This is a genomic window from Streptomyces sp. NPDC102258 (assembly GCF_055584685.1).
This window is the reverse complement of the sequence record NZ_JBVJLO010000001.1, coordinates 230,917-257,469: the sequence shown is the minus strand read 5'-3', so window position 1 is coordinate 257,469 and position 26,553 is coordinate 230,917. Positions and strand designations below refer to the sequence as shown.

28 protein-coding genes are annotated in these 26,553 nt (G+C 74.5%); 14 read left to right on the top strand and 14 right to left on the bottom strand.

Annotated elements, in window-relative coordinates; all coding sequences use genetic code 11:
• Positions 1–75: 75 nt before the first annotated feature.
• The 3 genes from ACZ6ZT_RS01200 to ACZ6ZT_RS01190 all read right to left on the bottom strand — a co-directional run bounded on the left by ACZ6ZT_RS01200 (position 76) and on the right by ACZ6ZT_RS01190 (position 2,148).
• Complete coding sequence (locus ACZ6ZT_RS01200; protein ID WP_469714383.1) at positions 76–1,116, bottom strand: iron-containing redox enzyme family protein; 1,041 nt, start codon at positions 1,114–1,116, stop codon at positions 76–78.
• A complete protein-coding gene (locus ACZ6ZT_RS01195) occupies positions 1,113–1,313 on the bottom strand; it encodes a CDGSH iron-sulfur domain-containing protein (protein ID WP_469715000.1) in 201 nt (66 codons plus the stop codon). The genes ACZ6ZT_RS01200 and ACZ6ZT_RS01195 overlap by 4 nt, the downstream gene beginning before the upstream one ends.
• A gap of 148 nt (positions 1,314–1,461) precedes the next feature.
• The gene (locus ACZ6ZT_RS01190) at positions 1,462–2,148 is read right to left on the bottom strand and encodes a HemK2/MTQ2 family protein methyltransferase (protein ID WP_469714380.1); all 687 of its coding nucleotides are present in this window, start codon (positions 2,146–2,148) and stop codon (positions 1,462–1,464) included.
• A 245-nt stretch (positions 2,149–2,393) separates the two neighbouring features.
• On the opposite strand from ACZ6ZT_RS01190, the gene ACZ6ZT_RS01185 reads away from it, so the two are divergent.
• Positions 2,394–2,555, top strand: coding sequence for a hydrophobic protein (locus ACZ6ZT_RS01185; RefSeq protein ID WP_283450242.1), 162 nt, complete (start codon positions 2,394–2,396; stop codon positions 2,553–2,555).
• A gap of 35 nt (positions 2,556–2,590) precedes the next feature.
• Here ACZ6ZT_RS01185 and ACZ6ZT_RS01180 read toward each other — a convergent pair whose 3' ends face one another.
• The 3 genes from ACZ6ZT_RS01180 to ACZ6ZT_RS01170 all read right to left on the bottom strand — a co-directional run bounded on the left by ACZ6ZT_RS01180 (position 2,591) and on the right by ACZ6ZT_RS01170 (position 4,982).
• Complete coding sequence (locus ACZ6ZT_RS01180) at positions 2,591–3,883, bottom strand: preATP grasp domain-containing protein (RefSeq protein WP_469714376.1); 1,293 nt, start codon at positions 3,881–3,883, stop codon at positions 2,591–2,593.
• Between the two features lie 158 nt (positions 3,884–4,041).
• Positions 4,042–4,272, bottom strand: a complete 231-nt coding sequence (locus ACZ6ZT_RS01175; RefSeq protein WP_469714374.1) for a DUF5133 domain-containing protein — start codon at positions 4,270–4,272, stop codon at positions 4,042–4,044.
• Positions 4,273–4,361: 89 nt separating this feature from the next.
• Positions 4,362–4,982, bottom strand: a complete 621-nt coding sequence (locus ACZ6ZT_RS01170; RefSeq protein ID WP_469714371.1) for a TetR/AcrR family transcriptional regulator — start codon at positions 4,980–4,982, stop codon at positions 4,362–4,364.
• A 92-nt stretch (positions 4,983–5,074) separates the two neighbouring features.
• Between ACZ6ZT_RS01170 and ACZ6ZT_RS01165 the strand changes: the two genes are divergently transcribed.
• From ACZ6ZT_RS01165 to ACZ6ZT_RS01155, 3 genes are all read left to right on the top strand, one after another.
• The gene (locus ACZ6ZT_RS01165; RefSeq protein ID WP_469714368.1) at positions 5,075–5,509 is read left to right on the top strand and encodes a nuclear transport factor 2 family protein; all 435 of its coding nucleotides are present in this window, start codon (positions 5,075–5,077) and stop codon (positions 5,507–5,509) included.
• A complete protein-coding gene (locus tag ACZ6ZT_RS01160) occupies positions 5,506–6,381 on the top strand; it encodes an NAD(P)H-binding protein (protein WP_469714366.1) in 876 nt (291 codons plus the stop codon). The genes ACZ6ZT_RS01165 and ACZ6ZT_RS01160 overlap by 4 nt, the downstream gene beginning before the upstream one ends.
• A gap of 112 nt (positions 6,382–6,493) precedes the next feature.
• Positions 6,494–7,702, top strand: a complete 1,209-nt coding sequence (locus ACZ6ZT_RS01155; RefSeq protein ID WP_469714364.1) for a PP2C family protein-serine/threonine phosphatase — start codon at positions 6,494–6,496, stop codon at positions 7,700–7,702.
• 23 nt (positions 7,703–7,725) lie between these two features.
• On the opposite strand, the gene ctaD is transcribed toward ACZ6ZT_RS01155, so the two are convergent.
• From ctaD to ACZ6ZT_RS01135, 4 genes are all read right to left on the bottom strand, one after another.
• Positions 7,726–9,444, bottom strand: coding sequence for an aa3-type cytochrome oxidase subunit I (gene ctaD / locus ACZ6ZT_RS01150; protein WP_469714362.1), 1,719 nt, complete (start codon positions 9,442–9,444; stop codon positions 7,726–7,728).
• Between the two features lie 174 nt (positions 9,445–9,618).
• On the bottom strand, positions 9,619–11,856 hold the full coding sequence (locus ACZ6ZT_RS01145) for a catalase (protein WP_469714360.1): 2,238 nt from the start codon (positions 11,854–11,856) through the stop codon (positions 9,619–9,621).
• Between the two features lie 149 nt (positions 11,857–12,005).
• Positions 12,006–13,493 (bottom strand): aminotransferase class I/II-fold pyridoxal phosphate-dependent enzyme, encoded by a 1,488-nt coding sequence (locus ACZ6ZT_RS01140; protein ID WP_469714358.1) that lies wholly within the window; start codon positions 13,491–13,493, stop codon positions 12,006–12,008.
• A 60-nt stretch (positions 13,494–13,553) separates the two neighbouring features.
• The gene (locus ACZ6ZT_RS01135; RefSeq protein WP_469714355.1) at positions 13,554–14,444 is read right to left on the bottom strand and encodes an SDR family oxidoreductase; all 891 of its coding nucleotides are present in this window, start codon (positions 14,442–14,444) and stop codon (positions 13,554–13,556) included.
• A gap of 276 nt (positions 14,445–14,720) precedes the next feature.
• Between ACZ6ZT_RS01135 and ACZ6ZT_RS01130 the strand changes: the two genes are divergently transcribed.
• The 4 genes from ACZ6ZT_RS01130 to ACZ6ZT_RS01115 all read left to right on the top strand — a co-directional run bounded on the left by ACZ6ZT_RS01130 (position 14,721) and on the right by ACZ6ZT_RS01115 (position 17,886).
• Positions 14,721–15,110 (top strand): hypothetical protein, encoded by a 390-nt coding sequence (locus ACZ6ZT_RS01130; protein WP_469714353.1) that lies wholly within the window; start codon positions 14,721–14,723, stop codon positions 15,108–15,110.
• Positions 15,111–15,271: 161 nt separating this feature from the next.
• Entirely contained in the window at positions 15,272–15,745 is a 474-nt protein-coding gene (locus ACZ6ZT_RS01125) for a hemerythrin domain-containing protein (protein ID WP_469714351.1), read from the top strand.
• Between the two features lie 106 nt (positions 15,746–15,851).
• On the top strand, positions 15,852–16,304 hold the full coding sequence (locus ACZ6ZT_RS01120) for an SRPBCC family protein (protein WP_469714349.1): 453 nt from the start codon (positions 15,852–15,854) through the stop codon (positions 16,302–16,304).
• Complete coding sequence (locus tag ACZ6ZT_RS01115; RefSeq protein ID WP_469714347.1) at positions 16,297–17,886, top strand: phytoene desaturase family protein; 1,590 nt, start codon at positions 16,297–16,299, stop codon at positions 17,884–17,886. The genes ACZ6ZT_RS01120 and ACZ6ZT_RS01115 overlap by 8 nt, the downstream gene beginning before the upstream one ends.
• 40 nt (positions 17,887–17,926) lie before the next feature.
• Here the strand turns inward: ACZ6ZT_RS01115 and ACZ6ZT_RS01110 are convergent, their stop codons facing one another.
• Positions 17,927–19,024, bottom strand: coding sequence for a carboxylate-amine ligase (locus ACZ6ZT_RS01110; protein WP_469714345.1), 1,098 nt, complete (start codon positions 19,022–19,024; stop codon positions 17,927–17,929).
• Between the two features lie 142 nt (positions 19,025–19,166).
• Between ACZ6ZT_RS01110 and ACZ6ZT_RS01105 the strand changes: the two genes are divergently transcribed.
• Positions 19,167–19,523 (top strand): STAS domain-containing protein, encoded by a 357-nt coding sequence (locus ACZ6ZT_RS01105; RefSeq protein WP_469714343.1) that lies wholly within the window; start codon positions 19,167–19,169, stop codon positions 19,521–19,523.
• Positions 19,524–19,656: 133 nt separating this feature from the next.
• Here the strand turns inward: ACZ6ZT_RS01105 and ACZ6ZT_RS01100 are convergent, their stop codons facing one another.
• Positions 19,657–19,887: a hypothetical protein gene (locus ACZ6ZT_RS01100; protein WP_469714340.1), complete on the bottom strand. Its 231-nt coding sequence runs from the start codon at positions 19,885–19,887 to the stop codon at positions 19,657–19,659.
• 304 nt (positions 19,888–20,191) lie between these two features.
• Here ACZ6ZT_RS01100 and ACZ6ZT_RS01095 point away from each other — a divergent pair, with 304 nt between their 5' ends.
• Both ACZ6ZT_RS01095 and ACZ6ZT_RS01090 read left to right on the top strand, forming a co-directional pair.
• A complete protein-coding gene (locus ACZ6ZT_RS01095; protein WP_469714338.1) occupies positions 20,192–20,566 on the top strand; it encodes an ATP-binding protein in 375 nt (124 codons plus the stop codon).
• A gap of 64 nt (positions 20,567–20,630) precedes the next feature.
• On the top strand, positions 20,631–21,815 hold the full coding sequence (locus ACZ6ZT_RS01090) for an amidohydrolase (RefSeq protein ID WP_469714337.1): 1,185 nt from the start codon (positions 20,631–20,633) through the stop codon (positions 21,813–21,815).
• 62 nt (positions 21,816–21,877) lie between these two features.
• Here ACZ6ZT_RS01090 and ACZ6ZT_RS01085 read toward each other — a convergent pair whose 3' ends face one another.
• On the bottom strand, positions 21,878–22,291 hold the full coding sequence (locus ACZ6ZT_RS01085; protein ID WP_469714335.1) for a CBS domain-containing protein: 414 nt from the start codon (positions 22,289–22,291) through the stop codon (positions 21,878–21,880).
• A 68-nt stretch (positions 22,292–22,359) separates the two neighbouring features.
• A complete protein-coding gene (locus ACZ6ZT_RS01080; RefSeq protein ID WP_469714333.1) occupies positions 22,360–23,610 on the bottom strand; it encodes a cytochrome P450 in 1,251 nt (416 codons plus the stop codon).
• 264 nt (positions 23,611–23,874) lie between these two features.
• Between ACZ6ZT_RS01080 and ACZ6ZT_RS01075 the strand changes: the two genes are divergently transcribed.
• The 3 genes from ACZ6ZT_RS01075 (at position 23,875) to ACZ6ZT_RS01065 (ending at position 26,535) form a co-directional block, all read left to right on the top strand.
• Entirely contained in the window at positions 23,875–24,573 is a 699-nt protein-coding gene (locus ACZ6ZT_RS01075; protein WP_469714332.1) for a UdgX family uracil-DNA binding protein, read from the top strand.
• 39 nt (positions 24,574–24,612) lie between these two features.
• On the top strand, positions 24,613–25,626 hold the full coding sequence (locus ACZ6ZT_RS01070) for a DNA topoisomerase IB (protein ID WP_469714331.1): 1,014 nt from the start codon (positions 24,613–24,615) through the stop codon (positions 25,624–25,626).
• Between the two features lie 93 nt (positions 25,627–25,719).
• Positions 25,720–26,535, top strand: a complete 816-nt coding sequence (locus ACZ6ZT_RS01065; protein WP_469714330.1) for an SDR family oxidoreductase — start codon at positions 25,720–25,722, stop codon at positions 26,533–26,535.
• Positions 26,536–26,553: the final 18 nt, after the last annotated feature.

Here is a 26,553-nt window from a genome sequence, read left to right as displayed (position 1 = left end):
TCCCCGGCCCCCCCGCCCGCCTGCCGGGGGGGGCCCGCCCCGCGGGTCCGGCACCCCGCTTCCGGGTTTCCGCGGTCAGGACGCGGGCAGCGAGACGCGCAGGGCGCTGCGGCCCGCTTCCCAGGCCGTACGGAGGTGGTCCGCGAGGCGGTCCTCCACGGCGACGGTCGCCGCGCAGCCGAAGGCGACGTCCTCCTCCAGGTCCGGTTCGTCGGCCAGGAGGCCGCCGATGACCTCGTGGCGTACGACCTGCTCGTGGACGGCGTCGGCCTCGACGTGCTCGGCGTAGAAGTGCTCGGCGGCCGGCCCGGCTCCGCAGCGCCGCATCGCCTTGGCCAGGCGGCGGGAGCCCGGTGAGGAGGTGACCTCCACGCACGCGAAGTGCCCGACGAGCGCTCCGCGCAGCGCGCGGTGCAGCCCGAACAGGGACATCAGGTTCACGGTGGCGAGCAGCGGCGCCGTGGCCTGGTCGAGGTAGCGGCCGTACTCCGGGTCCAGTCCGAGGTCGGTCATGAGGTCCGCGAAGAGCCGCGCGTGGATGCGCTCGGCGCGGCCGGCGCCGAACTCGTCGTACTCGATGGCGACCATGGCGGCCTTGGCCCGGCCGGTGAGCCGCGGGACGACCCAGACGTGCGGGTCGGCCTCCTTCAGGTGGTAGAGGGAGCGCAGGGCCGCGTACTCGCGCAGCTGCCAGAGCTCACCCTCGGTTTCGAGCGTGTGGCTGAGGCTGTCGGAAAGGTCCACCGGTTCGAGGAGCAGCGGCGCGAAGGCCTCGTCGACGGTCCGGGGCGCGTCGGCCACCTCGGCGCGCAGGGCGTGCAGGAAGCGGGTTTCCAGGGCCTGGCGCAGGCGCAGCAGGTCCGGGTCCCACTCCCGGGCGTCGTCCACGCCGTCGAAGCCGCGGTAGTGCGGTTCGTACAGCAGGTACAGGGCGAGCTGGAGGTCCTCGCCCCACGGATCCGCCTTCAGTACGGCGCCGGGCGCGTACCGGGGCGCGGTGCCCGACCGCAGGGCCCGTACCACGGCGTCGGACAGCTCGCCCCGGCCCTCGACGAGGCGGGGGCGGGAGCGGGGGGCGACGGCGACCGCGGTACCGGGCGGGGTGGGAGGGGTCATGACGGGTTCCTGTCCTCGGTCGGGGGCGCCGGCCGTTCGCGGCGGCGGTGGCTGGTGTCGCACCACGGGTAGATGCGGCTGCGTCGGCAGGTGCACAGGGCGGTCATGAAGCGGTCGGACCGGGCGACCGTGCCGTCGTCCAGGACGATCTCGACCGGCCCCTCCACCAGGACGGGCCCCTGCGGCTCGACGGCCACCCGCCGGGCGCCCGCGTGCGCCGCGTCCGGGCCCGGGGTGTCCGGGCGCGGGGCGTCAGCGCGCGGGGCGTCCGGGCGGGGGGCGTCAGCGCGCGGGGCGTCCGGGCGGGGGGCGTCAGAGCACCGGATGTCCGGGCGCCGGGCGGGTTCAGGGGCGCTGGGCACGGACCACCACCAGCTCTTCCCACTCCTCGGCCTCGGCCGCCAGCCCCCGCTGCTCCAGCCAGGACCGCCGCGACCGCAGGACCGGCCCCCACGGCACGGAGGCCTTCGCGGCGACCTCGGCGGCCAGTCCCGCCCCGGTCAGCCGGTCGAGCGTCTCCCGCGTACCGCACATGCCCGAGTGCACCATGAGCAGGACGCCGCCGGTCCGCAGCAGGGCCGGGGCCCCGGCGCAGATCCGGTCGATGACGGCGCGCCCGTCGAATCCCGCGTCCCAGGCCCGCTCCGGTCCGCGCGAGGGCGGCCTGCCGCTCGGGGCGGGGACGTAGGGCGGGTTCGAGAGCACCAGGTCGAAGCGGCGCCCCGCGGTGCGCTCCTCGAAGTCACCGTGCAGCACGCGCAGCGGGAGCCGGTGCATCCAGGCGTTCAGCCGGGCGGTGGCGACCGCCGGCCAGGACACGTCGACCGCCGTGACCCGGGCGCCCCGGGTCGCGGCGCGCAGGGCCAGGGCGCCGGTGCCGGTGCCGATCTCCAGGACGTCCGCGTCGGGCCGGAGGGCCTCGTCGGCCAGGGCCTGGGCGAGGAGCCGGGTGTCCGCCTGGGGCTGGTAGACGCCGGGCAGGGCCACGAGGCCGCCGGGCAGTGTGGCCAAGGACAGAGCAGGACTGGTCACTCGTACCTCCGGTTTCACTGCGGCCCCCTGAGCGAGCCGGCAGGGCTTGACGAGGATCTGCGCCTGCCCCGGCCAGAGCGGCTCACCCGAGTGAGCGTCGATCTTCGGAGGATCAAACAAAGCGCGCGGGCGTCGCAGGTGGGAAGGCGCGTTCTCTTGCCCAGATCCGCGAATAAGAAACAAATAAAGATCATGCGCATGCCCCCGGTGCGGCCGGGCACACGGTGCTTCGGAGGTTGATAACTATGGTTCCCCTGCTTCTCGTTCTTCTGCTGGCACTGATCCTCTTCGGCGCGGGTTTCGCGGTGAAGATCCTCTGGTGGGTCGCCATCGCCGTCCTCGTGCTCTGGCTGATCGGTTTCGTCGCCAGGCCCGCGGGCGGTAGCGGCCGCTGGTATCGCTGGTAGCCGTCCGTCCATCCCCCGGTGGCCGGTCACCCCTCTCAGGAGGGGTGACCGGCCACCTCCATGTCCAGGGCCTGCGCCACCGCGGCTTCCCGTTCCGCCACGTCCCCGGCGTCCCGGGCCACCACCGCGTACCGCCAGGAGCGGCCGTCGGGGGGCTCGTCCGCGTAGAGGACCGCGCCCTCGCCCTGCTCCGGGTCGAACGCGAGGCGGGAGGCGCGCAGCCGGGCCAGCGCGTCCTCGAAGCGCCAGGGCCGCCGGGTCAGGCCCTTCGCCACCGACCACGCGGGCCGCGCGACGGGCGAGTGCGCGGTCAGCCGGGCGACCATCGCGTGGGGTGTGGTGGTGGCCGTACGGCGGATGTTGCTCTCGCTCGCGTAGGCGACGCCGTCCGCGTCCACCAGCGCGTCGACGGAGAACGGCCCGGCGTAGCCGTGGTCCGCGAGGTGGCGCCCGAGGGCGCTCCCCCACTCCTCCAGTTCGCCGGCCACGTGCGCGCAGGACGGCGGCAGCGGGGAGACGTACCCGGTGAAGGAGCCCCGGACCGTACGCATCGCCCCGCTGAACAGCACGCGGGGCCGGGCGGCGGTCACCTCCAGCTGGACGCTGACCGAGGCGGCGACGTCGAGGCACTCCTCCACCACCCACAGCCCCTCGGGCCCCCCGACCGTGTCGAGGGGCAGGGCCGCCCCGCCCCTGAGGTCGTCGCGGGAGACGAACCGCATCCCGTGCCCGCCCGCCGAGCGGTCGGGTTTCACGACGACACGCAGGTGGTCCCGCAGGAGTGCGCGCGTGACGTCCTCGGCTTCGCCGCGCCGGCACGTCCGGCCCGCCGGCAGCCGCATGCCCAGCCGGCCGGCCGTCTCGCGGAAGCCGGTCTTGGTATTGAGCAGCATGGTCGTCTTCAGGGCGGCCTCGGCCGCTTCCACGCTGGGATACGGGTGGACCGCGAGGCCGGTGTCCCGGGCGAAGGCGAGCGCCGAGGCGTCCAGCGCGGTGGGCAGCAGGGCCGCGCCCCGGTCCGCGACGAGGGCCCGGACGTGCTCGGTGAGCCCGGCCTCGCGCACCGCCCGGGCCAGCGGGACGGCGCCGGCCGGGGGGACCTCCACGACGGCCACCGTCCCGGGGGGCACGCCCGTCAGGCCGAACACGTACCGCAGGAACTGCGGGCTCAGCGGCACGGGGGTGATGAACACGTCCCCGGGCCGCAGCAGCCAGGCCTTCCGGGGCGCCTGCTGGGCCCAGGTGGCGAGGATCAGGCTCTCGTCGAGGTCCACCGCCAGGTCGGAGAGGAAATTCGCGAATACGACGAACGGGCCCGTCTCAGTCACCGCTGCTCCTCCGGTCGCCTGCTCCACGGCCGCCGGGGCCGGCTCGGCGGACCCCGGACCAGCCTCCGTCGCACCGCCCGCCCCGGCACCCGCTCGGCGCCCGAACGGGTGGCCGCCGCCCCGGGCTTCCCGGGGCGGCGGCGGGCGGGTCGGCGCGGTCAGCCGACGGCGAGTACCGAATCGTCGAGGGCACCCGCTCCGGGCAGCTGGTGGCGGGCGGCGATCAGGGCGGCGTGCACGTCCGTGGTGCCGGTGGCCACGCACAGGGCCCGTTCGACGTCCTCCAGTTCCTTGCGCACGGGGGAATCCTCGCCCGTGGCGTCGAGGACGGACAGCGCCCAGTAGCGGTCGACGAGGCCGGGGAGCACGGCCGGGTGCGCCATCAGCATGGGTGGGAGCCTTTCTCCAGCGGACGATCAGGCCCGTCGCCTACCCCGCCGATCACCGTTGAACCGTACGGATGAGCGGACGAGGACGTTCAGGCCGTCGCCCGCCCTTCGGCGGCCGGTCCGCGGCGGATGCGGGTGTCGAGGACGCCGACGGTGAACTCCGCCAGCCGCTCGCGCAGTTCCTCGCGGGGCATCCCCTGGTCGCCGGCCAGGTGGGCGACGAGGTCGGCCCGGGTGGCGGCGAGCAGGGCGTGGGCGGTGAAGGCGGTGTCGGCCGGGCCCGGGATCTGCTCCAGCAGGTCCCGGAGCAGGGTGTGCCACCGCTCGTAGTGGGCCGTCCGGTAAGGGCTGTCCGCGCCGGTCCCCTCCAGGGCCAGGGCGAGGTGGCGGTTGTCGAGCTTGAGGCACAGCACGGCGTCCAGCAGGGCCGGGATCCGCCGCAGCGGCGCGGTGGCCGGCCCCAGCGGCGGCGGACCGTCCTCGACGGCGGCCCGGACCGGTTCGAGCCGCGCCTCGTACAGCGCGCCGATCAGCCCGGTGCGGTCGCCGAACGCGCGGAAGAGCGTTCCCTTGCCGACGCCGGCCGCCGCCGCGATGTCGGCCATCGTCACGTCCTCGGGGCTGCGGCAGTGGGCGAAGAGGGCGTCGGCGGCGGCGAAGACGGCCGCCCGGTTACGGGCGGCGTCCTTGCGCGGACTGCGTTCGGTCATCGGCTGCCTCCGGTTGCGATACGGACCGGCGGTCCGTATCGTTCCCGACACAAGCGGACCACTGGTCCGTATCGTACGGGACGGAGTTCCTCATGCCCCCTGCCACCACCACCTCACCGGCGGAGCTGTACCGCCACGGCCTGCGCCTGCTCCTGGCCAAGGACATCCCGGGCTGGGTCGGCCTGTGGGCCGACGACGGTGTGATGGAGTTCCCCTTCGCTCCCCCGGGCTGGCCCGGGCGGCTGGAGGGCCGCGAGGCCATCGGCGCCTACATGCGGGACTATCCCGACCACATCGACCTGCGTGACTTCCCCGAGGTGCGGATCCACGAGAGCACCGACCCGGCCGTCATCGTGGTCGAGATGCGCGGTGTGGGCCGCCTGGTCGCGACGGACAGCCCCTTCGACATGACCTACGTCGCCGTCGTGTCCGTCCGCGACGGCCGCTTCACCTCCTACCGCGATTACTGGAACCCCCTCGCGGTCCAGCTGCCCGGGACGGACTTCACGGGGAGCGCCGCCCGATGACGGCCACCCCGGGCCCCCAGGCCGCCCCGGCCGCCCCCGCCATCCTGGTCATCGGCGCCACCGGCACCACCGGCGGCCGGACCGCAGCACGGCTCGTCGCCGCGGGCCACCGCGTCAAGGCCGCGAGCCGGGCCGCGACCGCGCTGCCGGGCACGGCACCGGTCCGCTTCGACTGGTACGACCCGGCCACCTTCGCCGGCGCTCTCGACGGCGCCGACCGCGTCTACCTGGTCCCGCCCGTCGGCGACCCGGACCCGGCCGCGGCCATGCTGCCCTTCCTGCGGCGGGCCCGGGCCGGCGGGGTGCGCCGCGCCGTGCTCCTCTCCTCCTCGGCCATCCCCGAGGGCGGTCCGGCGGTGGGGGCGGTGCACGCGGCCCTGCCCGGCCTGTTCGACGAGTGGGCCGTCCTGCGGCCCTCCTGGTTCATGCAGAACTTCACCGGCGCGCACGCCCACGCCGACAGCATCCGTACCGAAGGGGTCATCCGGACGGCGGCGGGCTCCGGCCGGGTCGCGTTCGTCGACGCCGACGACATCGCGGCCGTCGCCGTACGCGCCCTGACGGACGACCGGGCGCCCGACGACGGCCTGGTCCTGACCGGGCCGCAGGCGCTCGGCCACGACGAGGTCGCCGAGGTCCTCACCGAGGTCACCGGCCGCCGCGTGGCTCACCACCGGCTGACCCACGAGGAGCTGCGCGACCGGCTGGCCGCGGTGATACCGGCGGAGTTCGCCGCCCTGCTGGCCGGTCTGGACCGGGCCATCGCCGAGGGGGCCGAGGACCGGGTCACCGACACCGTCCGGCGCCTCACGGGCCGCCCGCCGAACCCGTTTCGGGTGGTCGCACGACGGGAACTGCGGGCGGCGGCGTAGGCCGGGCGCCGCGCCACGCGTCGCGGCGCGGGCGGAGGGGGACGAGGATGGGGGCAGCGGATCGTCCGGTCAGGACCGGGGGGCGCGTGGCTCGTCAGGAAGGGGGCCGGCCATGACCTCGTACGAGGCGGCCCCGACGGCCCCGGACGGACTGGAGTCCGTACTGGCCTGGGTGCTCGAACGGTCCCACGACGCGTCGGCCGAGCGGCTGGCCGGCCTGATCGCCGAGGCCGCGGGCCGCCTCGGCGTGGCCCGGACCCGCCTCTACCTGGCCGACCTCCAGCAGCAGCGGCTGATCCCGCTGCCCCAGCCCGACCTCGCGGAGGGGGAACGGTCCGGCTTCGGCATCGACGCGTCCCTCGGCGGTCTGGCCTACCGCACCCAGCAGATCCAGTCGGCGCGCGGTGAGGACACCACCTGGTTCCCGATGGTCGACGGGATCGAGCGGATCGGGGTGCTCCAGGTCACCGGCGGCCCCGCGGACACCGACGTGATGGCCGCGGGCCGGGCGCTGGCGAGTCTGGCCGCGCTGCTGGTGGCCTCCAAGTCCTCCCATCACGACCTGCTCGTCCAGCGCGAGCGGACCAGGCCGATGACGCTCCAGGCGGAGCTGCTGTGGGCGTTCCTGCCGCCCCGGACCATCGGCACGGACCGGGCCACCTCCTCCGCCGTGCTGGAACCGGCGTACGACATCGGGGGCGACGCCTTCGACCACACCTTCATCGACGGGGTCCTGCACCTGACGCTGCTCGACGCGATGGGGCACGACCTCGCCTCCGGCGGGGCCAGTTCCGCCGGACTGGCCGCCTGCCGCTCCACCCGCCGCGCCGGCGGCGACCTGACCGACATCATCGCCACCATCGACCGCACGCTGGTGCAGTGGATCCCCGACCGGCTCATGACCGCCGTCATCGCCGAACTCGACACCGTCCACGGGGACTTCGCCTGGATCAACTGCGCGCACCCGCCGCCGCTGCTCATCCGCGACGGCCACGTCCTGCACCGCGCCCTCGAACGCCCCGCGCACCTCCCCCTCGGCTTCGGGTACCACACGCCCGTTCCGCCGGCCCGGGAACACGTACGCCTCCAGCCCGGCGATCGCGTCCTGTTGTACAGCGACGGCATCACCGAGGCCCGCTCCCCCGACGGGGCCCTCTTCGGCGAGGAACGCCTCGCCGACTTCGTCATCCGCGCCACCGCCTCGGGCGACTCCGCGCCCGAGGCGCTGCGCCGGCTCCTGCAGAACCTGCTGGCCCACCAGCAGCACCGGCTCAGCGACGACGCGACCATCCTGCTGATCGAATGGCATCCCCCGTCCTGAGCGCGTCCGGGCCGGCCCCGGCCTCAGCCGGACCCGCCGGGCTCCTTGCGGGCGCCGGAGTGGTCGATGACGTCGCGCTTGCCCTCCTCGTCGGTCTGGTCCAGGGCGGCGACCTCGGGGTGGTGGAGGTCGAAGGCCGGGGATTCGGAGCGGATCCGCGGGAGCGCGACGAAGTTGTGCCGGGGCGGCGGGCAGGAGGTCGCCCACTCCAGCGAGCGGCCGAAGCCCCACGGGTCCTCCACCGTCACCCGGGGAGCGGTCTTCGCGGTCTTCCAGACGTTGTAGAAGAAGGGCAGGGTCGACAGGCCGAGCAGGAAGGCGCCGATGGAGGAGACGGTGTTGAGGGCGGTGAAGCCGTCGGCGGCCAGGTAGTCGGCGTACCGGCGGGGCATGCCCTCGGCGCCGAGCCAGTGCTGGACGAGGAAGGTGGTGTGGAAGCCGGTGAACAGCGTCCAGAAGTGGATCCTGCCGAGCCGTTCGTCGAGCAGGGTGCCGGTCATCTTGGGCCACCAGAAGTAGAAGCCGGCGAACATCGCGAAGACGACGGTGCCGAAGACGACGTAGTGGAAGTGGGCCACGACGAAGTACGAGTCGGTGACGTGGAAGTCCATCGGCGGCGAGGCGAGGATGATGCCGGTCAGTCCGCCGAACAGGAACGTGACGAGGAAGCCGACCGACCAGAGCATCGGCGTCTCGAAGGACACCGACCCTTGCCACATCGTGCCGATCCAGTTGAAGAACTTCACCCCGGTCGGCACGGCGATCAGGAACGTCATGAACGAGAAGAACGGCAGCAGGACCGCGCCGGTGGCGAACATGTGGTGCGCCCACACGGTGAGGGAGAGGCCCGCGATCGCCAGGGTCGCCGCGATCAGGCCGATGTAGCCGAAGATCGGCTTGCGGGAGAACACCGGGAGGATCTCGGTGATGATGCCGAAGAACGGCAGGGCGATGATGTACACCTCGGGGTGGCCGAAGAACCAGAAGAGGTGCTGCCACAGCAGCGGGCCGCCGTTCGCCGGGTCGAAGACGTGGGCGCCGAACTTGCGGTCCGCCTCCAGCACGAGCAGCGCGGCGGCCAGCACGGGGAACGCGAAGAGGACCAGGACCGAGGTCAGCAGGACGTTCCAGGTGAAGATCGGCATGCGGAACATCGTCATCCCGGGCGCCCGCATGCAGACGATCGTGGTGACGAAGTTGACGGCGCCGAGGATCGTGCCGAAGCCGGACAGCGCCAGCCCCATGATCCACATGTCGCCGCCGATGGACGGGGTCCGCTGGCTGCCGCTGAGCGGGGTGTAGGCGGTCCAGCCGAAGTCGGCTCCGCCCTGCGGGGTCAGCAGGCTGCCCACCACGATGAGACCGCCGAAGAGGAACAGCCAGAACGACAGCATGTTCAGACGGGGGAAGGCAACGTCGGGCGCGCCGATCTGCAGCGGCATGATCGCGTTGGAGAACCCGGCGAACGTCGGCGTGGCGAAGAAGAGCAGCATGATCGTGCCGTGCAGCGAGAAGAGCTGGTTGTACTGCTCCTGGGAGACGATCTGCATGCCCGGCCGCGCCAGCTCCGCGCGGATCACCAGGGCCATGATCCCGGCGAGGACGAAGAAGAGGAACGAGGCGATCAGGTACAGGTGGCCGATCTTCTTGTGGTCGGTCGTCGTGATCCAGGAGAGGAGCACCATGCCGGGCGTGCGGCCCGCCACCGGAATTGGGGCGACCGGTTCGGTCGACGTCACCATGCTGAACCTCACACCGTAGGGAACGTGCGCACGCCCGGCCGCCCACCCTCGTCCGGCCGGGCCTCGTCCCGCCTGTGTACGTCATGCGGGCGGCGGACGCCCGAAGACACGCGGGGCACGCGGGCGCCGCGCCCCTTCCGCCGGTCGCGGAGGGAGCGCGGCGCCCGGGCCGGGTCACACGGCGGGCGGGAACCTGTCCCAGGCCCGGTGCCGGGCCAGCGCCTCGGCGACGGCCGCCACGGCCGCCGCACCGCTCTCGCCGGTGATGACGCCGGGGGCGTCCGCGGCGATCCCGGCGGTCTCCAGGAGCGCCGGGCCCTCGCCCCAGCCGCCGACGGCCTTGCCGTGCCGGTAGGCCTCGGTGAGCAGCAGCAGGACGCGGGGGTCGGCCCCTGGTGCCGCGGGGTCCCCGGCCTTGGCGTCCCGAGCCCCGTAGGCGTCCGCGCCGGGCGCGGGAGCGCCGGCGAACAGCAGGGCGTCGAACTCGACGGAGCGGGCGGTGGCGAAGGTCCGCTGGACGGCCACGGGTTCGCCGTCGGAGTCGATCGTGCCGCCGGCCGGGGCGATGACGAGCGGCACCATGCCGCCGTCGAGAGCGGCCTGGCGGGCGGCCCGTACGCCGTCCAGGTCGGCGCTCGCGTCGGCGACGATGCCGATCACCCGGCCGTCGGTGGGCCAGGTCTCGCCGATCTGGGACAGGGCGGGGCTCGGGTCGGCCTCGGCGAGCGGCACGGTGGAGGCCGGGACCGGCAGTCCCAGGCCGGCGGCGACCTGCTCGCACAGCTGCGGGTCGATGTTCGCCAGCACCTGGAGGGTGCGTTCCTTGATCGCCTGCTCGAAGCACTTGTTCAGTTCGAAGGTGTAGGCGGCGACGATGTGTTCCCGCTCGGGCGGGGTCATGCTGAGCCAGAAGAGCCGCGGCTGGCTGAAGTGGTCCGCGAAGGAGGCGGGGGCCTCGCGGACCTTGCTCGCCTCCGGCACGGTGACCGGCGCCTCGATGTAGGCGCCCGCGTCGGCGCCGGCGAGGAAGGGGCAGCCCCCGTCGAGGCTGTTGGGCCGGTAGGGGGCGACGCCGGTGTGCACGGCGGTCTGGTGCATGCCGTCGCGGAGCATGTCGTTGACGGGGGCGTGCGGCCGGTTGATCGGGATCTGGCCGAAGTTCGGGCCGCCGAGCCGGCTGATCTGGGTGTCGAGGTAGGAGAACAGCCGTCCCGCGAGCAGCGGGTCGTCGGTGGGTTCGATGCCGGGGACCAGATGGCCGGGGTGGAAGGCGACCTGCTCGGTCTCGGCGAAGTAGTTCTTGGTGTTGGCGTTAAGGGTCATCAGTCCGATGGGCTGGACGGGTGCCAGCTCCTCGGGAACGATCTTGGTGGGGTCGAGGAGGTCGATCCCCTCGAAGGTCTGCTCCGGGGTGTCGGGGAAGACCTGGATGCCCAGCTCCCACTGCGGGAAGGCGCCCGATTCGATGGCGTCGAAGAGGTCGCGCCGGTGGAAGTCGGGGTCCATGCCGCCGATGAGCTGCGCTTCCTCCCAGACCAGGGAGTGCACGCCCAGCTTCGGCTTCCAGTGGAACTTCACAAGTACCGTGTCGCCGGCCGCGTTGACCAGGCGGAAGGTGTGGACGCCGAAGCCCTCCATCATCCGGTAGGAGCGCGGGATGCCCCGGTCGGACATGTTCCACAGGGTGTGGTGGGTGGCCTCCGTGTGCAGGGAGACGAAGTCCCAGAACGTGTCGTGGGCGCTCTGGGCCTGCGGGATCTCCCGGTCCGGATGCGGCTTGCCCGCGTGGATGACGTCGGGGAACTTGATGGCGTCCTGGATGAAGAACACCGGGATGTTGTTCCCGACGAGGTCGAAGGTGCCCTCGTCGGTGTAGAACTTCGTGGCGAACCCGCGGGTGTCGCGCACCGTGTCGGCCGATCCGCGCGAGCCGAGGACGGTGGAGAACCGTACGAACACCGGCGTCTCCGCGTCCTTCGCCAGGAACGCCGCCCGGGTCACCTCCCCCGCCGTGCCGTAGCCCTGGAAGACGCCGTGGGCGGCGGCGCCGCGCGCGTGCACGACGCGCTCCGGGATCCGCTCGTGGTCGAAGTGCGTGATCTTCTCGCGCAGGTGGTGGTCCTGGAGCAGGACCGGCCCGCGCGCACCCGCCTTCAGGGAGTGGTCGCTGTCGTAGAGCCGGGTGCCCTGGGCCGTCGTCAGGTAGGCGCCGCTCTGCGCCGTGCGCGCCTGGTCGGCGCCGGTGGCCTGGCCGGTCGGGCTGACGGTCTCCGGGCCGCTCTGGTCCGCCTTCGGGGGAAGCGGATCGGTGGGCCGCGTCGGCTCGGCGACCGGCGGGGACACCGGGCCGGGCTTGCCCGGGAGGCCGTCGTCGCCCGGCTCGGGGGCGGTGTCGCTGTGCTGTGGGGTCATCATCCCTCCCAGGGGACAGTTCGGAGAAGGCCCGGGCATCATGACCGGGCACGTCGGCGTGGCAAACCCTTCGGTGTGGTTCTCACCCGGTGACGGCGGGGCGCGGGGCCGCACGGCGCCTATCCGCCGCACGGGGGTGGACTCCCTGGTCACGCGTCGGCGGCGGACCGGTCGTTCTCGACGTACACCCGGACGCTCATGACCTTCGTGTCGGCCGCGTCGGGGACGACCATGCCCGCGTCGACCCCCGAGCGGAGGTAGCGCAGCACGTCGTCGGTGAGGCGTTCGCCGGGCAGCGCCGCCGGGATGCCCGGCGGGTACGGGGTGAGCATCTCGGCGGCGATCCGCCCGGCCGCCTTCTGCCAGGGGACCTGTTCGACCGGGCCGAAGAAGGCGTCACGGGGCAGCGCCGCCTGTTCGAGCCGCAGTCCGGCCGGCGACGGCACCTCCACGGGCTGTCCCGTACGCAGTTCACCCACGTGGGCGGCGAGGTCGGTCAGGGCCGCCACGAGGATGTCGGCCGACCGCGCGTCGTCGGCGTGGGTGAGCTGGGCGCTGATGCGGCGGTGGTCGGCGAGGTGCAGGTTGATCCGGTGGTGGCGGCGCAGCCAGTCGGCCGCCCGGTAGCCGGTGACCTCCCAGGCGCTGATGTCGATGATGATCTGGAGGGGGTCCATGTCGGCCGCCTTGCCGGGGCCGCAGAAGTCCTCGCGGTCGTGCACGTGCATGCCGTCGATCCGGGAGATCCGCTCGCGCAGGCCCCGGGCGAGTTCGAGCGCGTCGTCGTAGAGCGCCTTGCCGTGTTCCACCATCTGCCGGCGCCAGCCGTCCAGGGCCGCGTACACCAGGACGGAGGGGCTGGTCGTGCCGAGCAGGTCCTCGCGGCTCTTGAGCACCTCCGGTTTCACCAGGTCGCCCTGGAGGTGGAAGACCGAGCTCTGTTCCAGACCGGAGCCCATCTTGTGGACGGAGGTGACGCAGACGTCGGCCCCGGCGTCCATGGCCCAGGTGGGCAGGCCGGGGTGGAAGGGCAGGTGGGCACCCCAGGCCTCGTCGACGACGAGGGGCTTGCCGCGCGCGTGGCACACCTCGGCGATGGCGGCGAGGTCCGAGCAGGTGCCGTACGGGGTCGGGGTGGTCACCAGCGCGCCGCGGGCGTCGGGGTGCGCGGCGAAGGCCGCTTCGAAGTCCTCGGCGGACGGCGGGTGCGCGATGTGGCGCTCCGCGTCCCACTGCGGGTCCACCCAGACGGGCCGGATGCCGGACAGGATCAGACCGGAGACGACCGACTTGTGCGCGTCCCGGCCGACCAGCAGCTTCTCGTGCGGCCCGGCGACGGACAGCATGGCGGACTTCACCGACAGGGAACTCCCGCAGGTGGAGAAGAACGCGTGGTCGGCGCCGACGGCCTCGGCCATCAGCGCCTGCGCCTCCTCGATGATCCCGTGGGAGGACGTACGGTCGTCCAGGCCGCTGGTGGCGAGCACGTCGGACCGGAACACCGCGTCGCCGAGCACGGCCCGCACCCGGGGGTCGGCGCCTCGGCCCTGTTTGTGTCCGGGGGGCGTGAACGGGGTCTGGCCGCTTTCGTGGTAGGCGGCCAGCGCGTCAAGTACGGGGGTCTTCGACTGGTCCATGGTGCGGCGTCTGCCCGGCGGAGCGGGCGGAAAACGGACGGCACGCCCGACCGGGTGAGCTCACCGGTCCTCGTGGGCGTCCTCGTCCGCACGGCCGCCGGCGCCCAGCACGCCCGTGGCCTCGAAGGGGGCCGTCCGGGCGAGCCGCGGCAGTTCGGTGCGCGCGACGCGGGTCACCAGCGGGGGCAGGAACGCCCGCACCGGCTGGACGGCCCGCAGCCAGGAGGGTACGTAGACGGCGGCCCTGCGGTGTTCGACGGCGGTGACCAGGCGTGCGGCCACGTGGTCGGCCGGGTAGACCTTGCGGGCGGGCGGGGGCATGTGGGCGCGCAGTTCGCGCAGGACGGCGTACGCGTCGGCGTCGCGGGTCATGTCGGTGTCGATCCAGTTGAGATACGCGATGCCCACCCCGACGCCTTCGTGGGCGAGTTCGGCGCGCAGCGCGTGGGCGAGGGACTCGGCTCCCGCCTTGGAGGCGCAGTAGGCGCTCATCAGCGGGGAGGTGCCCATCGCGGCCAGCGAGGTGACCTGGAGGTAGTGGCCGCCCGTGCGGAGCAGCGCGGGAAGGAAGGAGCGGGCGGTCACGGCGCTGCCGATGAGGTTGACCTCGATGACGCGCCGCCAGGTGGCGGGGTCGGAGCCGGCGAAGGGGCCGCCTTCGGCGATACCGGCGTTGGCGACCACCACCGAAGCGGGGCCGAGCCGGTCGGTCACCCGTGCGGCCGTGTCCGCCATCGCCGCGTCGTCGGTGACGTCGGCCTCCCACCAGGCGGCGTCGTGGTGCAGGGAGCGGGCGACTCCGGCCAGCAGCTCCGGTTCCAGCCCCAGCAGGGCCACCCGGGCGCCCCTGCGGTCGAGTTCCCGGGCCGTGGCGGCGCCCAGCCCGCGCGCGGCGCCGGTCACCACGGCGACGCGGCCGTCCAACGGCCTCCGGTGTCCGGCGTGTGCCATGCGTCCTCCCGGTGTGCGGTGTGCCGCTGCCCGCGACCGGCCGGCGCCCGCAGGCGTACCGGGCGCGTACCGGTGTCACCCCCTGCGGCTACCCCGGTAGGCCCGGCGGACACCCGCGGGAGGCGCCGGGCCGCCGGCGGATATGCCCGCGGGCGGCGCCGGGCCGCGGCGCCCCGGAGCGCGCGGGCGCGATCGTGCCTACCCTGGAGGTGGTTCTCCCCCTGGAGGAGAAGCGGGGGCCGCGAGCGCGACGCCCGAGAGGCGGCGAGTACAGCCATGGCCAAGCAGCCGAAACCGTCCCAGCCGCGGCACGGAGAAGGTCCCAGTCCGCACCAGGGCACCGAGCAGCACGGCTGGTCGCCCGATGTGGACGCGACCCGTCAGCAGGACAATCCGAGCGCGCACCGCTCGTTCCACGCCGACGAGTACGCGCCGGAGAAGGGCCCGGGCCGCCGGGTGTCCAAGGAGGAGTCGGGCAATCCGCACGGCAGGCCCGCGAAGAGCACGAGCGCGCGCGGCGAGCAGCAGAGCAAGGGCGGCCAGGAGGACGGCATGCACGACACCGGCCCGAAGGGCCGCTCCCGGCGCCCCAGCGGCACCCGGGACGCGTCGGCCGTGACCGGCGTCGACCCGCAGGACCCCCCGGGGGACGCCAAGGCGCAGTGACGCGGCGGCCCACCGGCACCGGCACCGGCGGACGGATGACCAGCCGCTTTCGTCCGTCCGGGGTAATCGCGGCACGCTCCCGTCTGCCGTCGCATCGTCGGGGTACACGCCTGCGGGGCGGCACCGGCCGCCTTCAGGCGGAGCGACGGTGAGGAAGCGCTGTGGACGGGATCGTGCTGCTCAAGGAAGACCACAAGACGGTGGAGAAGCTCTTCAAGCGGTTCGAGAAGGCGGGTGAGTCCGACCACGCCGAGAAGCGTGAGATCGCGGACCAGGTGATCAGGGAACTCATCACCCACACCTGGATCGAGGAGAAGATCTTCTACCCCGCGGCCCGTGAAGCGGCTCCCGACACCAAGGACCACGTCCTGGAGAGCGTCGAGGAACACCACGTCGTGCTGTGGATGCTGTCCGAGCTCAAGGACCTCGACCCGGCGGACGAGCGCTTCGACGCCAAGATGTCCGTCCTGATGGAGAACGTGCGCCACCACGTCGAGGAGGAGGAGAAGGAGTGGTTCCCGGACGTCCGCAAGGCCATGGGACGCAACCGCCTCACCGAGCTCGGCGAGGAGATGGAGGCGGCGAAGAAGACGGCTCCCCGCGAGCCCCTCGCGGTGCCCAGCGCCAAGCAGTAGCCGGCGCCGCCGGCGCCCGCCGGCCCCGCCGGGCCGCCCCGGGCCGCGCGCCGGTCCGTCCGTCCACCGTCCGCCCGTCCACGCATCCGCGGCAGGAGAGGTTCCCATGGCCGTTCGTCACCAGCTGATCCGGCGCCCCCCGCACGAGGTGTGGGCCGTACTGGCCGACCCGACGCGGTACGGGGAGTGGGTCGTGGGCCCCTCGGAGTCCAAGCCCCTCGACCCGCACTGGCCCACCGTCGGCTCGCGGCTGCGCTACACGGTGCGGCTGGGGCCCTGGACGGCCGAGAGCGCGACCACCGTCCGCCACAACGAGCCCGGCCGGGAACTGGAGCTCGAAGCCCACGCCAAGGGCCTCGGCACGGCGCGGATCTTCCTCCAGCTGCGGCCCTGGGGCGACGAAACGCTCGTGGTCTGCGACGAGCACCCGCTGCGCGGCATCGGCGGCGCCCTGCACAACCCCGCCACCGAGGTGCTGCTCCAGCTCCGCCACCGGGGCATGCTCGCCCGGCTGGCCAAACTCGTGGAACGGGAGCGCGCCGGGGCACGCCGTGCCTGACGCGGTGGTGATCGGCGCCGGCCCCAACGGGCTGGTGGCCGCGAACCTGCTGGCCGACGCGGGCTGGAGCGTCCAGGTGCTGGAGGCGCAGCCCGAGCCCGGCGGCGCCGTACGCAGCGACCGCGGCGTGCACCCCGACTACGTCTCGGACGTCTTCAGCGCCTTCTACCCGCTGGCCGCCGCCTCCCCGGTCCTCGCCGCGCTCGACCTGGCCGCCGAGGGACTGCGGTGGAGTCACGCCCCGCGCGTCCTCGCCCACCCCCTCCAGGACGGCCGGTGCGCCGTCCTGGAGCGCCGGGCGGAGGAGACCGCGGCCGGTCTGGCCGGCTTCGCGGCGGCCGACGCGGACGCCTGGCGGGCCATGTACGACACCTGGACCCGGATCGGGCCGGACCTGGTGAAGGCGCTGTTCACCCCGTTCCCGCCGGTACGGTCCGGGCTGCGCCTCGCGGCGCGGCTGCGGACCGCGGGCGGGCTGCGGCTCGCCCGCAAGCTGGCCCTGCCCGTACGCCGCCTCGGCGAGGAGGAGTTCGCCGGGGAGGGCGGCCGGCTGCTGCTGGCCGGCAACGCCCTGCACGCCGACCTGGCGCCCGAGGCCGCCGGCAGCGGCGGCTTCGGCTGGCTGATGTCGATGCTCGGCCAGAGTCACGGCTTCCCGGTCCCGGTCGGCGGCTCCAGCGCCCTCACCGAAGCACTCGTACGGCGCCTGCGCGCTCGCGGGGGCGTCCTGCGCTGCGGGGAGCGCGTCGCGTCCGTCGTGGTGCGGGGCGGCGTCGCCGTGGGGGTCAGGACGGCGGGCGGGGAGAGCGTCGGCGCCCGCCGGGCCGTGCTCGCCGACACCTCGGCGCCGGCCCTGTACCGGGAACTCGTCGGCGAGGAGCACCTGCCCGCCCGTCTCGTGCGGGACCTGGACCGCTTCCAGTGGGACTTCGCCACCTTCAAGGTGGACTGGGCGCTGACCGGCCCGGTGCCCTGGACGGCCCCCCAGGCGGCCGGAGCGGGCACGGTCCATGTGGCCGACGGGGTCGACGGACTGACCCGGTTCGCGGCGCAGCTCGCCGTGGGCCACGTACCCGACGAGCCGTTCGCCCTGTTCGGCCAGATGACCACCGCGGACCCCAGCCGCTCGCCCGCGGGCACCGAGTCCGCCTGGGCCTACACCCACCTCCCGCAGCGCGTCCTCGCCGACGCGGGCCCCGACGGCATCACCGGCCGCTGGGACACCCGGGAGCGGGAGGCGATGGCCGACCGGGTCGAAGCGCAGGTGGAACGGTACGCGCCGGGCTTTCGCGCGCTGATCGGAGCCCGCCGGATCCTGGCCCCCACGACCCTTCAGGCCCTGGACGAGAACCTGCACAACGGCGCCATCAACAACGGCACCACCGCCCTGCACCAACAGGCGGTCTTCCGCCCGACCCCCGGCACCGGCCGGCCCGAGACCCCCGTCCGGGGCCTGTACCTCGCCTCCGCCGCCGCCCATCCCGGCGGCGGCGTGCACGGCGCGCCGGGCGCGAACGCCGCCCGCGCGGCGCTGCGCGCCCACGGGCTGCGGACGCTCCTGCACCGCGCCCAGCGCGTCTGACGCGGGCCGCCGGGCCGGGGCCCCGGCCGGCCCCCGGGGCTCAGTTCGCCTGGTCCGCGCCCGTCACCAGGCCGACCAGGGCGGAGAGCCCGCCCTCGGCGACGGTCCGGCGCTGCCGGTCGGCGGGGGTCCCCTCCCGCAGCAGCCGGTGGACGAGGGAGCTCACCTCGCGCAGGTCGCCCGTCTCCTCCAGCGCGGGGGTGATGTGACTCATGAGGTCGGACAGCACGTCCCCGCTGGAGCGCGGCCGGCCGGCCGGGTCGAGCAGGGTGCGGTTCAGTCCGTAGCGCGCCGCGTGCCAGTTGGCGGCCTGCACCAGCTCCGGCGTACCGGGGACCGGCGGGGCGGCGCCCGCCTCCTCCTCGGCGATGGCCGTGCCGACCAGGCCGCGGACCACGCCGGCGAGCATGACGGCGTCGTCGGGCCGCAGCTGGACGTCCATGCACCGCACCTCCACCGTGGGGTAGTGGTCCGAGAGCCGGGCCTGCCAGTAGACCTGGCCCCGGTCGGCGATCGCCCCGGACTCCACCAGCGCGTCCAGCCGGCGTTCGTAGTCGGCGAGGTCCGCGAAGAACGGCGGCGGGCCGCTGACCGGCCAGCGGCCGAAGACGATGGTCCGCCAGCTCGCGAAGCCCGTGTCGTGGCCGTCCCACATCGGTGAGTTGGCCGACATGGCCAGCAGGGTCGGCAGCCAGCCCCGGATCCGGTTCAGTACGGCCACGCCGGTCTCGGGGCTCGGGACGGCCACGTGGACGTGCATCCCGCAGATCAGCTGTTCGTCGACGAGCTGCTGGGCCGCGCCCTCCATCCTCAGGTAGCGCGGCGTCGGCGTCACGGGCACCCGGGCGGCGGCGCGCAGCGGAGCGGCCCCCGTGGCGGCGGTCCGGCAGCCGTTCGCCTCGGCGGCCGAGGCCACCGCGTGGCGCAGCCGCAGCAGGTGGCCGCCCACTTCCTCCAGTCCGGTACAGACCGGGGTGGCCACTTCGATCTGGGCCTGGAGGAGCTCGTTCTGCACCTCCTCGCGCTCGGCGAGGGGCCCGAGGCCGGCCGTGCGGCGTACGTCCTCCACCCGGGCCGCGGGCAGCCCGGAGTGTGGATCCAACAACAAGTACTCTTCTTCGACTCCGAGCGTGGTCACGTCCGCTCGGCTACCCGGATACCGCTTGATCACGCGCGGCGACGAACCACTCCGAAGTCCGTGCCCCACCCACGCATATCACCGCGTCCCGGGGGCACCAGCGTGTACACAACAGAAGTGGTCGTGGAGACAAGGAGCGCCCGTGCTGCCCTGCAAGGTGACCGAGAACGGTGTACTGATCATCCGTCTGCGAGCCGATCTGGACATCGCTGGGCGGGCCGCCGCCGCGTGGGAGATCGACGGCTTCCTCGCCGCCCACCGGTCCGCGCCCGTCGTGCTGGAACTGTCCGAGGGCCCGGTGAGCGCCGCCGCGGTGAGCACGGTCGTACGGGCCCACCGCATGTGCCGGTACGCGGACGTGCCGCTGGCCGTCGTCGCCGCGGACCCCGAAGCCCGCCGTGCGCTGGCGGCCGTCGCCGGGCCGGAGGCGCTGGACGTGTACGCCTCCCGCCCGGGGGCCGACGCCGCGCTCGCGGCTCCGGTCGCCACGGCGGCCTGACGCTCCGGGGGCGGCTGCGGCCGCCCCCCACTCGACGCCCGTGGGGGGCCGTCGGCTTCGGCCGCGGCCCCCCACTCGACGCCCGTGGGGGGCCGTCGGCTTCGGCCGCGGCCCCCCACGGGCGTCGGCGCGTCTACGGAGCCGGCTTCTTGCCGTGCCCGTGGCCGGGCCCGTGCCCGCTCTCCTTGCCCTGCCCGGCCGTGCGCCGCTGGGCGTCGGTGCTGGGGCTCAGCGCGTCGCCGGCCTCGCCGTCCTCGTTGCCGGGGACGAGGGCCTCTTCCGCCTCGCGGCGGGCCGCGCGGTCGCCGCTCTCCCCGGGCGCCTCGGAAGGCGGGGTCGGCTTGCGGTGTTCCTTCTCTGCCACGGTGATCCCTTTCATCGGGGGTGTTCTGGTCGCGTACGGGGTGCTCGGGCTGCCGGAGCCGGACGCCGGACGCGATCACACGCGTACCCCGTGATCGCCACCGGCACGCGGTGGGGCCGCCGACTGCCCGGTGTTTCCCCGCGCCGGGCCACCCGGACGGCGCAGCCGCGCGGCGGGTCCCGGCGCTGCGGTCCCGGCGTTCCCGGGCTCGGTCCGGGATCCGGCACGGGTGTCGCGGGCGCCGGATAAACTCGGGCGCAGGACGGGGGCACCGCCGCCGACTGGGGACAGGCGGGCGTACGTAATGTTTTCAACCCCGTTGCCGACGACCGCGGGAGCAGCACGGGCCGCCGTGACCGCTCTCCTCGTCGCCGACGGACGTGAGGTGCCCGGGGCGGCCGTGGACGACGTCCTGCTGGTGGTGTCGGAACTCGTCACCAACGCGATCCGGCACGCCGGCGGCGTCACCGGCTTCGGAGCCCGGGTGGACGGCGCCCGCCTGATCCTCGTCGTGGGGGACGCGAGCCCGGTCTTCCCGTTCGCCCGGCCCCTCTCCCCCGGCCGGCCGGGCGGCTTCGGCTGGCGGCTGGTCCAGCGGCTCGCCGAGGACGTGGCCGTCACGGCCGGACCCGAGGGCAAGACGGTCACCGTCGCCCTCCCGCTGGCCCCCGACGGCTGACGGTTTCCGTGTCGGCGGACCGGGCAGGCGGGTTCCGGTCCCGTCCCGAACGCGGAGGTCTCAGGTGTCCCACCGTCTCGAACAGGTCTACGCCGCCGTGCGCGCGGAAGTCTCCGCGCGGGCCGACCGCCTGGGGGAGGTGAGCGACGTCCTGCACCGCCATCCCGAGTTGGCGTACGCGGAGCACCGGGCGTCCGCGCTGCTCACGGCGGAGCTGGAGCGCGGCGGGTTCGCCGTGGAGCGTGGTGTTGCGGGGCTGGACACCGCGTTCGTCGCCCGGTCCGGCGACGGCGGCGGCCCCCGGGTGGCGCTGTTGCTGGAGTACGACGCGCTGCCGGAGCTGGGGCACGCGTGCGGCCACAACCTGATCGCGGCCGCGGGCCTGGGCGCGGCCCTCGCGGTGCGGGCCGCGCTCGGCCCGCACACCGGCGAGGTGCTGGCCGTCGGGACGCCCGCCGAGGAGCGGGGCGGCGGCAAGGTCGCCCTGGCGGCGGCCGGTGTCTTCGACGGGCTGGACGCGGCGCTGATGTTCCACCCGGGCGTGCACAGCTGGTCGTGGGCGCCGTTGACGGCGCAGACCCAGGTGCGGGTCGCCTTCCACGGCAGGGCGGCGCACCCCACCGGCAACCCGACCGAGGGCGTGGACGCCCTCGCGGCGCTGATCCAGCTGTTCAACACCACCGCCGTGCTCGGCCGGCGGCTCCCGCCGGGCTCCCACCTCCAGGGCATCGTCACGGCGGGCGGCGAGGCCACCAACGTGGTCCCGGCCTACGCCGAGGGCCTGTTCGGCCTGCGCGGTGCGACGACGGAGGCCCTCGAAGAGCTGGTGGCCGAGCTGCGGACCTGCGCGGAGGGCACGGCGCGGGCCACCGGCACCACCGTCGACGTCGCGCCGGTGGGGCAGGGGTACGAGCACTTCCGGCACAACCGGACGCTTTCCGAGCGGCTGGCCCACCACTTCGCCCGCACGGGCATCGCACTGTCGGAACCCACGCCGGGGGTGTACCTCGGGTCCTCGGACATCGGCGACGTGAGCGGCCTGGTCCCCTCGGCCCATCCGTTCGTGGCGATCACCGAGGACCCGACGGCGTCGGACCACACCCCGTACTTCGCCGAGGCGGCGGCCGCCCCGCTCGGACGCCGGGCGATGGTCGCCTCGGCCGAGGCGCTGGCCTGCACGGCGGCCGATGTCCTGCTGGACGAGGCGTTCTGCCGGGCCGCCCGGGCGGAGCTGCGGCCGCGGCGGTAGACGCACCGGTGCGGTGGCCGCGTCCCGCGCGACCACCGCACCCAGAGGCGTCCACTGCGGGCTCAGGCGGAGAGGGCCTCCAGCAGCTCGCCCACCTGCGCGTCGGGCAGCGCGCGGGCGACGTCCGCCTGTGCGACGACGCCCACCAGCCGGTGGCCGTCGATGACGGGCAGCCTGCGCACCTTGTGCGCGGTCATGGTGCGCAGGATCTCGCGCGCGTCGTCGTCCGCGCCGATGGTGACCGCCTCGCCCTGGGCGAGTTCGCCGGCCTTGCACTGAGCGGGGTCCTTGCCCGCGGCCAGTACCTTCACCACGATGTCGCGGTCGGTGAGCATGCCCTTGAGCCGGTCGTCGGTACCGCAGATCGGCAGCGCGCCGACCTCCAGTTCCGCGAGTTTACGGGCGGCCTCCAGCACGGTTTCCTCGGCGCCGACGCACTCCGCGCCTTCGGTCATGATCTCGCGGGCAGTCGTCATGGTCCCTGTCCTTTCTCTGCTCTGCCTCCGCGTTCGTCGCCCTTGCGCCTGCCCGGCCGGAGCCGGGGCTAACGCGCCACCCGGAGGGCGAAGCCGCTGTGCGGGCGGGTGGGGACGCGGGACAGCGGGATCGTCAGGTCCTGGTCGGGGACCTCGTAGTCGAGGTCGGCGAGCTGCGTGACCAGCGTGGCCAGCAGGGCGACGGTGATGTCCTCGCCGGGGCAGCGGTGGCCGCGGCCGGGGTCGCCGCCGCCCTGCGGGATGAGCTCGTCGGGGCCCGGTTCCCGGCCGGCGAAGCGTTGCGGGTCGAAGCGGTACGGGGCGTCCCACAGGCGGGGGTCGTGGTCGTGCCCGTACAGGTCGAGCAGGACCAGGGTGTCCTTCGCGATGGCCTGGCCGCGCCAGGTCAGGTCGGTGGCGGCGAGGCCGCCCACGAAGGGGGCGAAGGGGTAGAAGCGGCGTACCTCGTGGGCGAACGCCCGCGCGTACCGGCCGTCCGCGTCCTTGCGGAGCGGCTCGCGGTGGGCGGGCCAGCGGTGCAGGGCGTGGGCGGCGAAGGCGGCGAACCAGGCGATGGCGACGGTGGGCCGGATGATGTTGAGCAGTTCGACGGCCGCCGTGTGCGGGTCGAGGAGCCGGCCGTCGGCGTCCCGGTGCCAGGCCACGACCTCCAGCGCGGTGCCGTTGTCGCTCACGAGTTCCCCGCCATCGCGGGTGGTGCGGACCAGGGCGGCGAGCGCCTCCTCCTGGCGCTGGCGGGCGGCGCGGGCCCGCCAGTGCCGGGGGCCCGGGGTGGCGAAGCCGTCGACCATGGCGACGCAGTCCTCACCCATCTGGCGGTCGGCCTCGTCGGTCAGTTCGACGCCCGTCCAGGCGCAGACGGCGCGGGCCAGGATCAGCGCCACCTCGTCGAAGAGGACCACGTACCGGCCGTCCTCCCAGTCGGTCACGGCCTTGGACCACTGGAGGGCCACGTGGTCGGACAGCGCGGCGACACCCGCGCCGTCCTTGAGGAGAGCGAGGAACATGGCCTTGCGGACGCGGTGGGCGTCACCGTCCAGGGTGTGCACGGCGCCCTGGCCGAAGAGCGTGTCGAGCACGGGTTCGGGCAGCGCGGAGGTGCGCTTGACGTGCCGTTCGTCGTAGAAGAAGTCGATGGCCTCCGGGCCGCGCAGGGCGATCACGGGGCGGCCGAGCAGCCGGGTGCGCACCGGTTCGCCGTCCGAGGCGCGCATCCGGTCGGGCAGCCACGCGTAGCCGCGGGCCAGGAGGGAGAGGGTGCTGTCGGTCCAGGGGGAGGCCGTCTTCAGTAGGGACATACCGGTCGGCTACCCGGCGCCCGCGCCCGCACACCCGGCCTCCGGCCCGCCCACCCCGTTGGCCGAGCGGGGCGTACGGGGGGCGGTGTGGACGCGGGGTCCGGCCGGCCCGTCCTGCGTACGGTTCACCGGTCAGGGGGGTTTGGCGGCCGGGCTGCCGGAGAGAAGCACCAGTGCCGCCCCCGGCCGAGGAGGCCGGGCACGGCGAGTACCGGTCACGGGCCGCCCCCTCGTGGCGGCCGGCACGCGAAGGGTGGTGCGGCCATGCCCGTCCCGACGGATGCCCGGCCCGACCGCTCGGAGGGGCAGGGCTACGACGCCTCCCCCTACCTCCCGCGCCGCGGCGGCCTGACCGCCCTGCGACGGGCCGCGGCGGGCTGCCGGGGCTGCCCGCTCTTCAGGGACGCTTCGCAGACGGTGTTCGGCGAGGGCCCCGCCGGGGCCCGGCTCGTGCTCGTCGGGGAGCAGCCCGGCGACCAGGAGGACCGGCAGGGGGAACCGTTCGTCGGACCGGCGGGACAGCTCCTGCGACGGGCGCTGGCGGAGGCCGGGTTGGGGGACGAGGGCGTCTACCTGACCAACGCCGTCAAGCACTTCAAGTTCACGGCGGCGCCGCGGGGCAAACGGCGCGTCCACAAGGCCCCGAACCTGCGGGAGATGACGGCCTGCCGGCCGTGGCTGGTGGCGGAGCTGCGGCTGCTCTCCCCAGAGGTGGTGGTCGTCCTCGGCGGAACGGCCGGCAAGGCGCTCCTCGGCTCGTCGTTCAAGGTGGGGGAACGGCGCGGTGCGCTGATGCCCCTGCCCGCCCTGGACGCCGCCCGGGAAGGTGACGGCGCGCCGCCCGGCGCCGTGCGGCTGCTGGCCACCGTGCACCCGTCCGCCGTACTGCGGGCCGACGACCGGGAGGCGGCCTTCCGGGGGCTGGTGGCCGACCTGTCGGTGGCGGCCACGGCACTGGCCTGACTCCCCCGACACCGAACGAGACGCCGAGCGAGGAGACCCATGCGGCTGCGTACGAGCCGCCCGGACCGCCCCGGGTTCACCCGGGTGCGCCACGGGCGCGGCTTCCGGTACCTGGACCCGGACGGGGCGCCGGTCACCGACGCGGCGCAGCGGGCGCGGCTGCGCGGGCTGGTGATCCCGCCCGCCTGGACCGACGTCTGGATCTGCCCGTGGCCGGGCGGCCACATCCAGGCCATGGGCACCGACGCGGCCGGCCGGCGCCAGTACCTGTACCACCAGCGGTTCAGGGAGCGGCAGGAGGCGGCGAAGCACGCGCACGTCCTCGACGTCGCGACGCGGCTGCCACGGCTGCGGGAGACGGTCACCGCCGACCTCGGCGCCCGGGGCCTGACCCGCGACCGGGTGTTGGCCTGCACCGTTCGCCTGCTCGACCTGGGGTTCTTCCGCGTGGGTGGGGCGGCGTACCGCAGGGACCACGAGGCGTACGGGTTGACGACCCTGTTGCGCGAGCACGCCCGGTGCGGCCGGGGCGAGGTCTGCTTCGAGTTCCCCGGGAAGTCGGGGCAGGAGCAGCTGCGGGCCCTGGTGGATCCGGAGGCCCACGCGGTCGTCCGGGCGCTGCTGCGGCGGCCCGGCGCCGGCCCGCAGCTGTTCGTCTACCGCAGCGGCCGGGTCTGGCGCGACGTGCGGGCGGCCGACGTCAACGCGTACCTGCGCGCGGGGACCGGCACGGACATCACCGCCAAGGACTTCCGGACCTGGCACGCCACCGTCCTGGCGGCCGTGGCGCTGGCCGTCTCCGCCGGTGTGGCCGACGGCTCCCGGGCCCAGCGCACCAGGGCGGTGTCGCGCGCGGTGCGGGAGGTGAGCAGCTACCTCGGCAACACGCCCGCGGTGTGCCGGGCCTCGTACATCAACCCCCGGCTCTTCGAGCTGTTCGAGGACGGCGTCACGATCAGACCGGCCCTGGAGCGGCTCGGTACCGGCGTCGCGTACGGGCATCCCGCCACCCACGGGGAGGTGGAGGCGGCCGTGCTGGAGCTGCTGGGGTGAGCGGGGGCCGGGCGGGACATGTCCGGCGCGCGGGTGGGTAGCCGCCCGCCAGCGGGCCGACGGAGAGGCCCCCGTAAGGAAGGCGGCACAGCCATGACCCACGCGGACACAGCCGGGCGCGCCCCCGCGGCCGCCATCGTCACCGGCGCGGACTCGGGGATCGGCAGGGCCGTCGCCGTACGGCTCGCCGCCGACGGCCTGGACGTCGGCATCACCTGGCACACCGACGAGGCGGGCGCCCGGGAGACCGCCGAAGAGGTACGCGGACACGGCAGGCGTGCCTGCGTGGCCCGGCTGGACCTGACCGGCCTGCCGGCCGCGGCGGACGTGATCGACCGGCTCGCCGAGGAGCTGGGGCGGGTCGACGTCCTGGTCAACAACGCGGGCACCGGCACCGCCACCCCGTTCCTGGACCTGACCCTCGACACGGTCCGCGAGGTGCTCGACGTCGACCTGGTGGGTCCCTTCCTGTGCTCCCAGCGGGCGGCCCGGCGGATGATCGCGCAGGGCGGCGGGGGCCGGATCGTCAACATCACCTCGGTCCACGAGCACCAGCCGCGGGTCGGGGCCGCGCCCTACTGCGCGGCCAAGGGCGGCCTGGGGCTGCTCACGCAGGTGATGGCCCTGGAGCTCGCCGAGCACGGCATCACGGTCAACTCCGTGGCACCCGGGGAGATCGCCACGCCGATGACCGGTCAGGAGGACGAGGACGTCCGGCGGGTGTCGCGGCCGGGCGTGCCGCTCGGCCGGCCCGGTGACGCCCGGGAGGTCGCCGCCGTCGTCGCGTTCCTCGCGGGCGGGGACGCCTCGTACGTCACCGGCGCCTCGTGGGCCGTCGACGGGGGCATGCTCCGGATGGGGCCGATGGCCGGCTCGCACCTGAAGGACGACGCCTGGCGACGCCCCTGACCGGTCAGCCCCCTGACC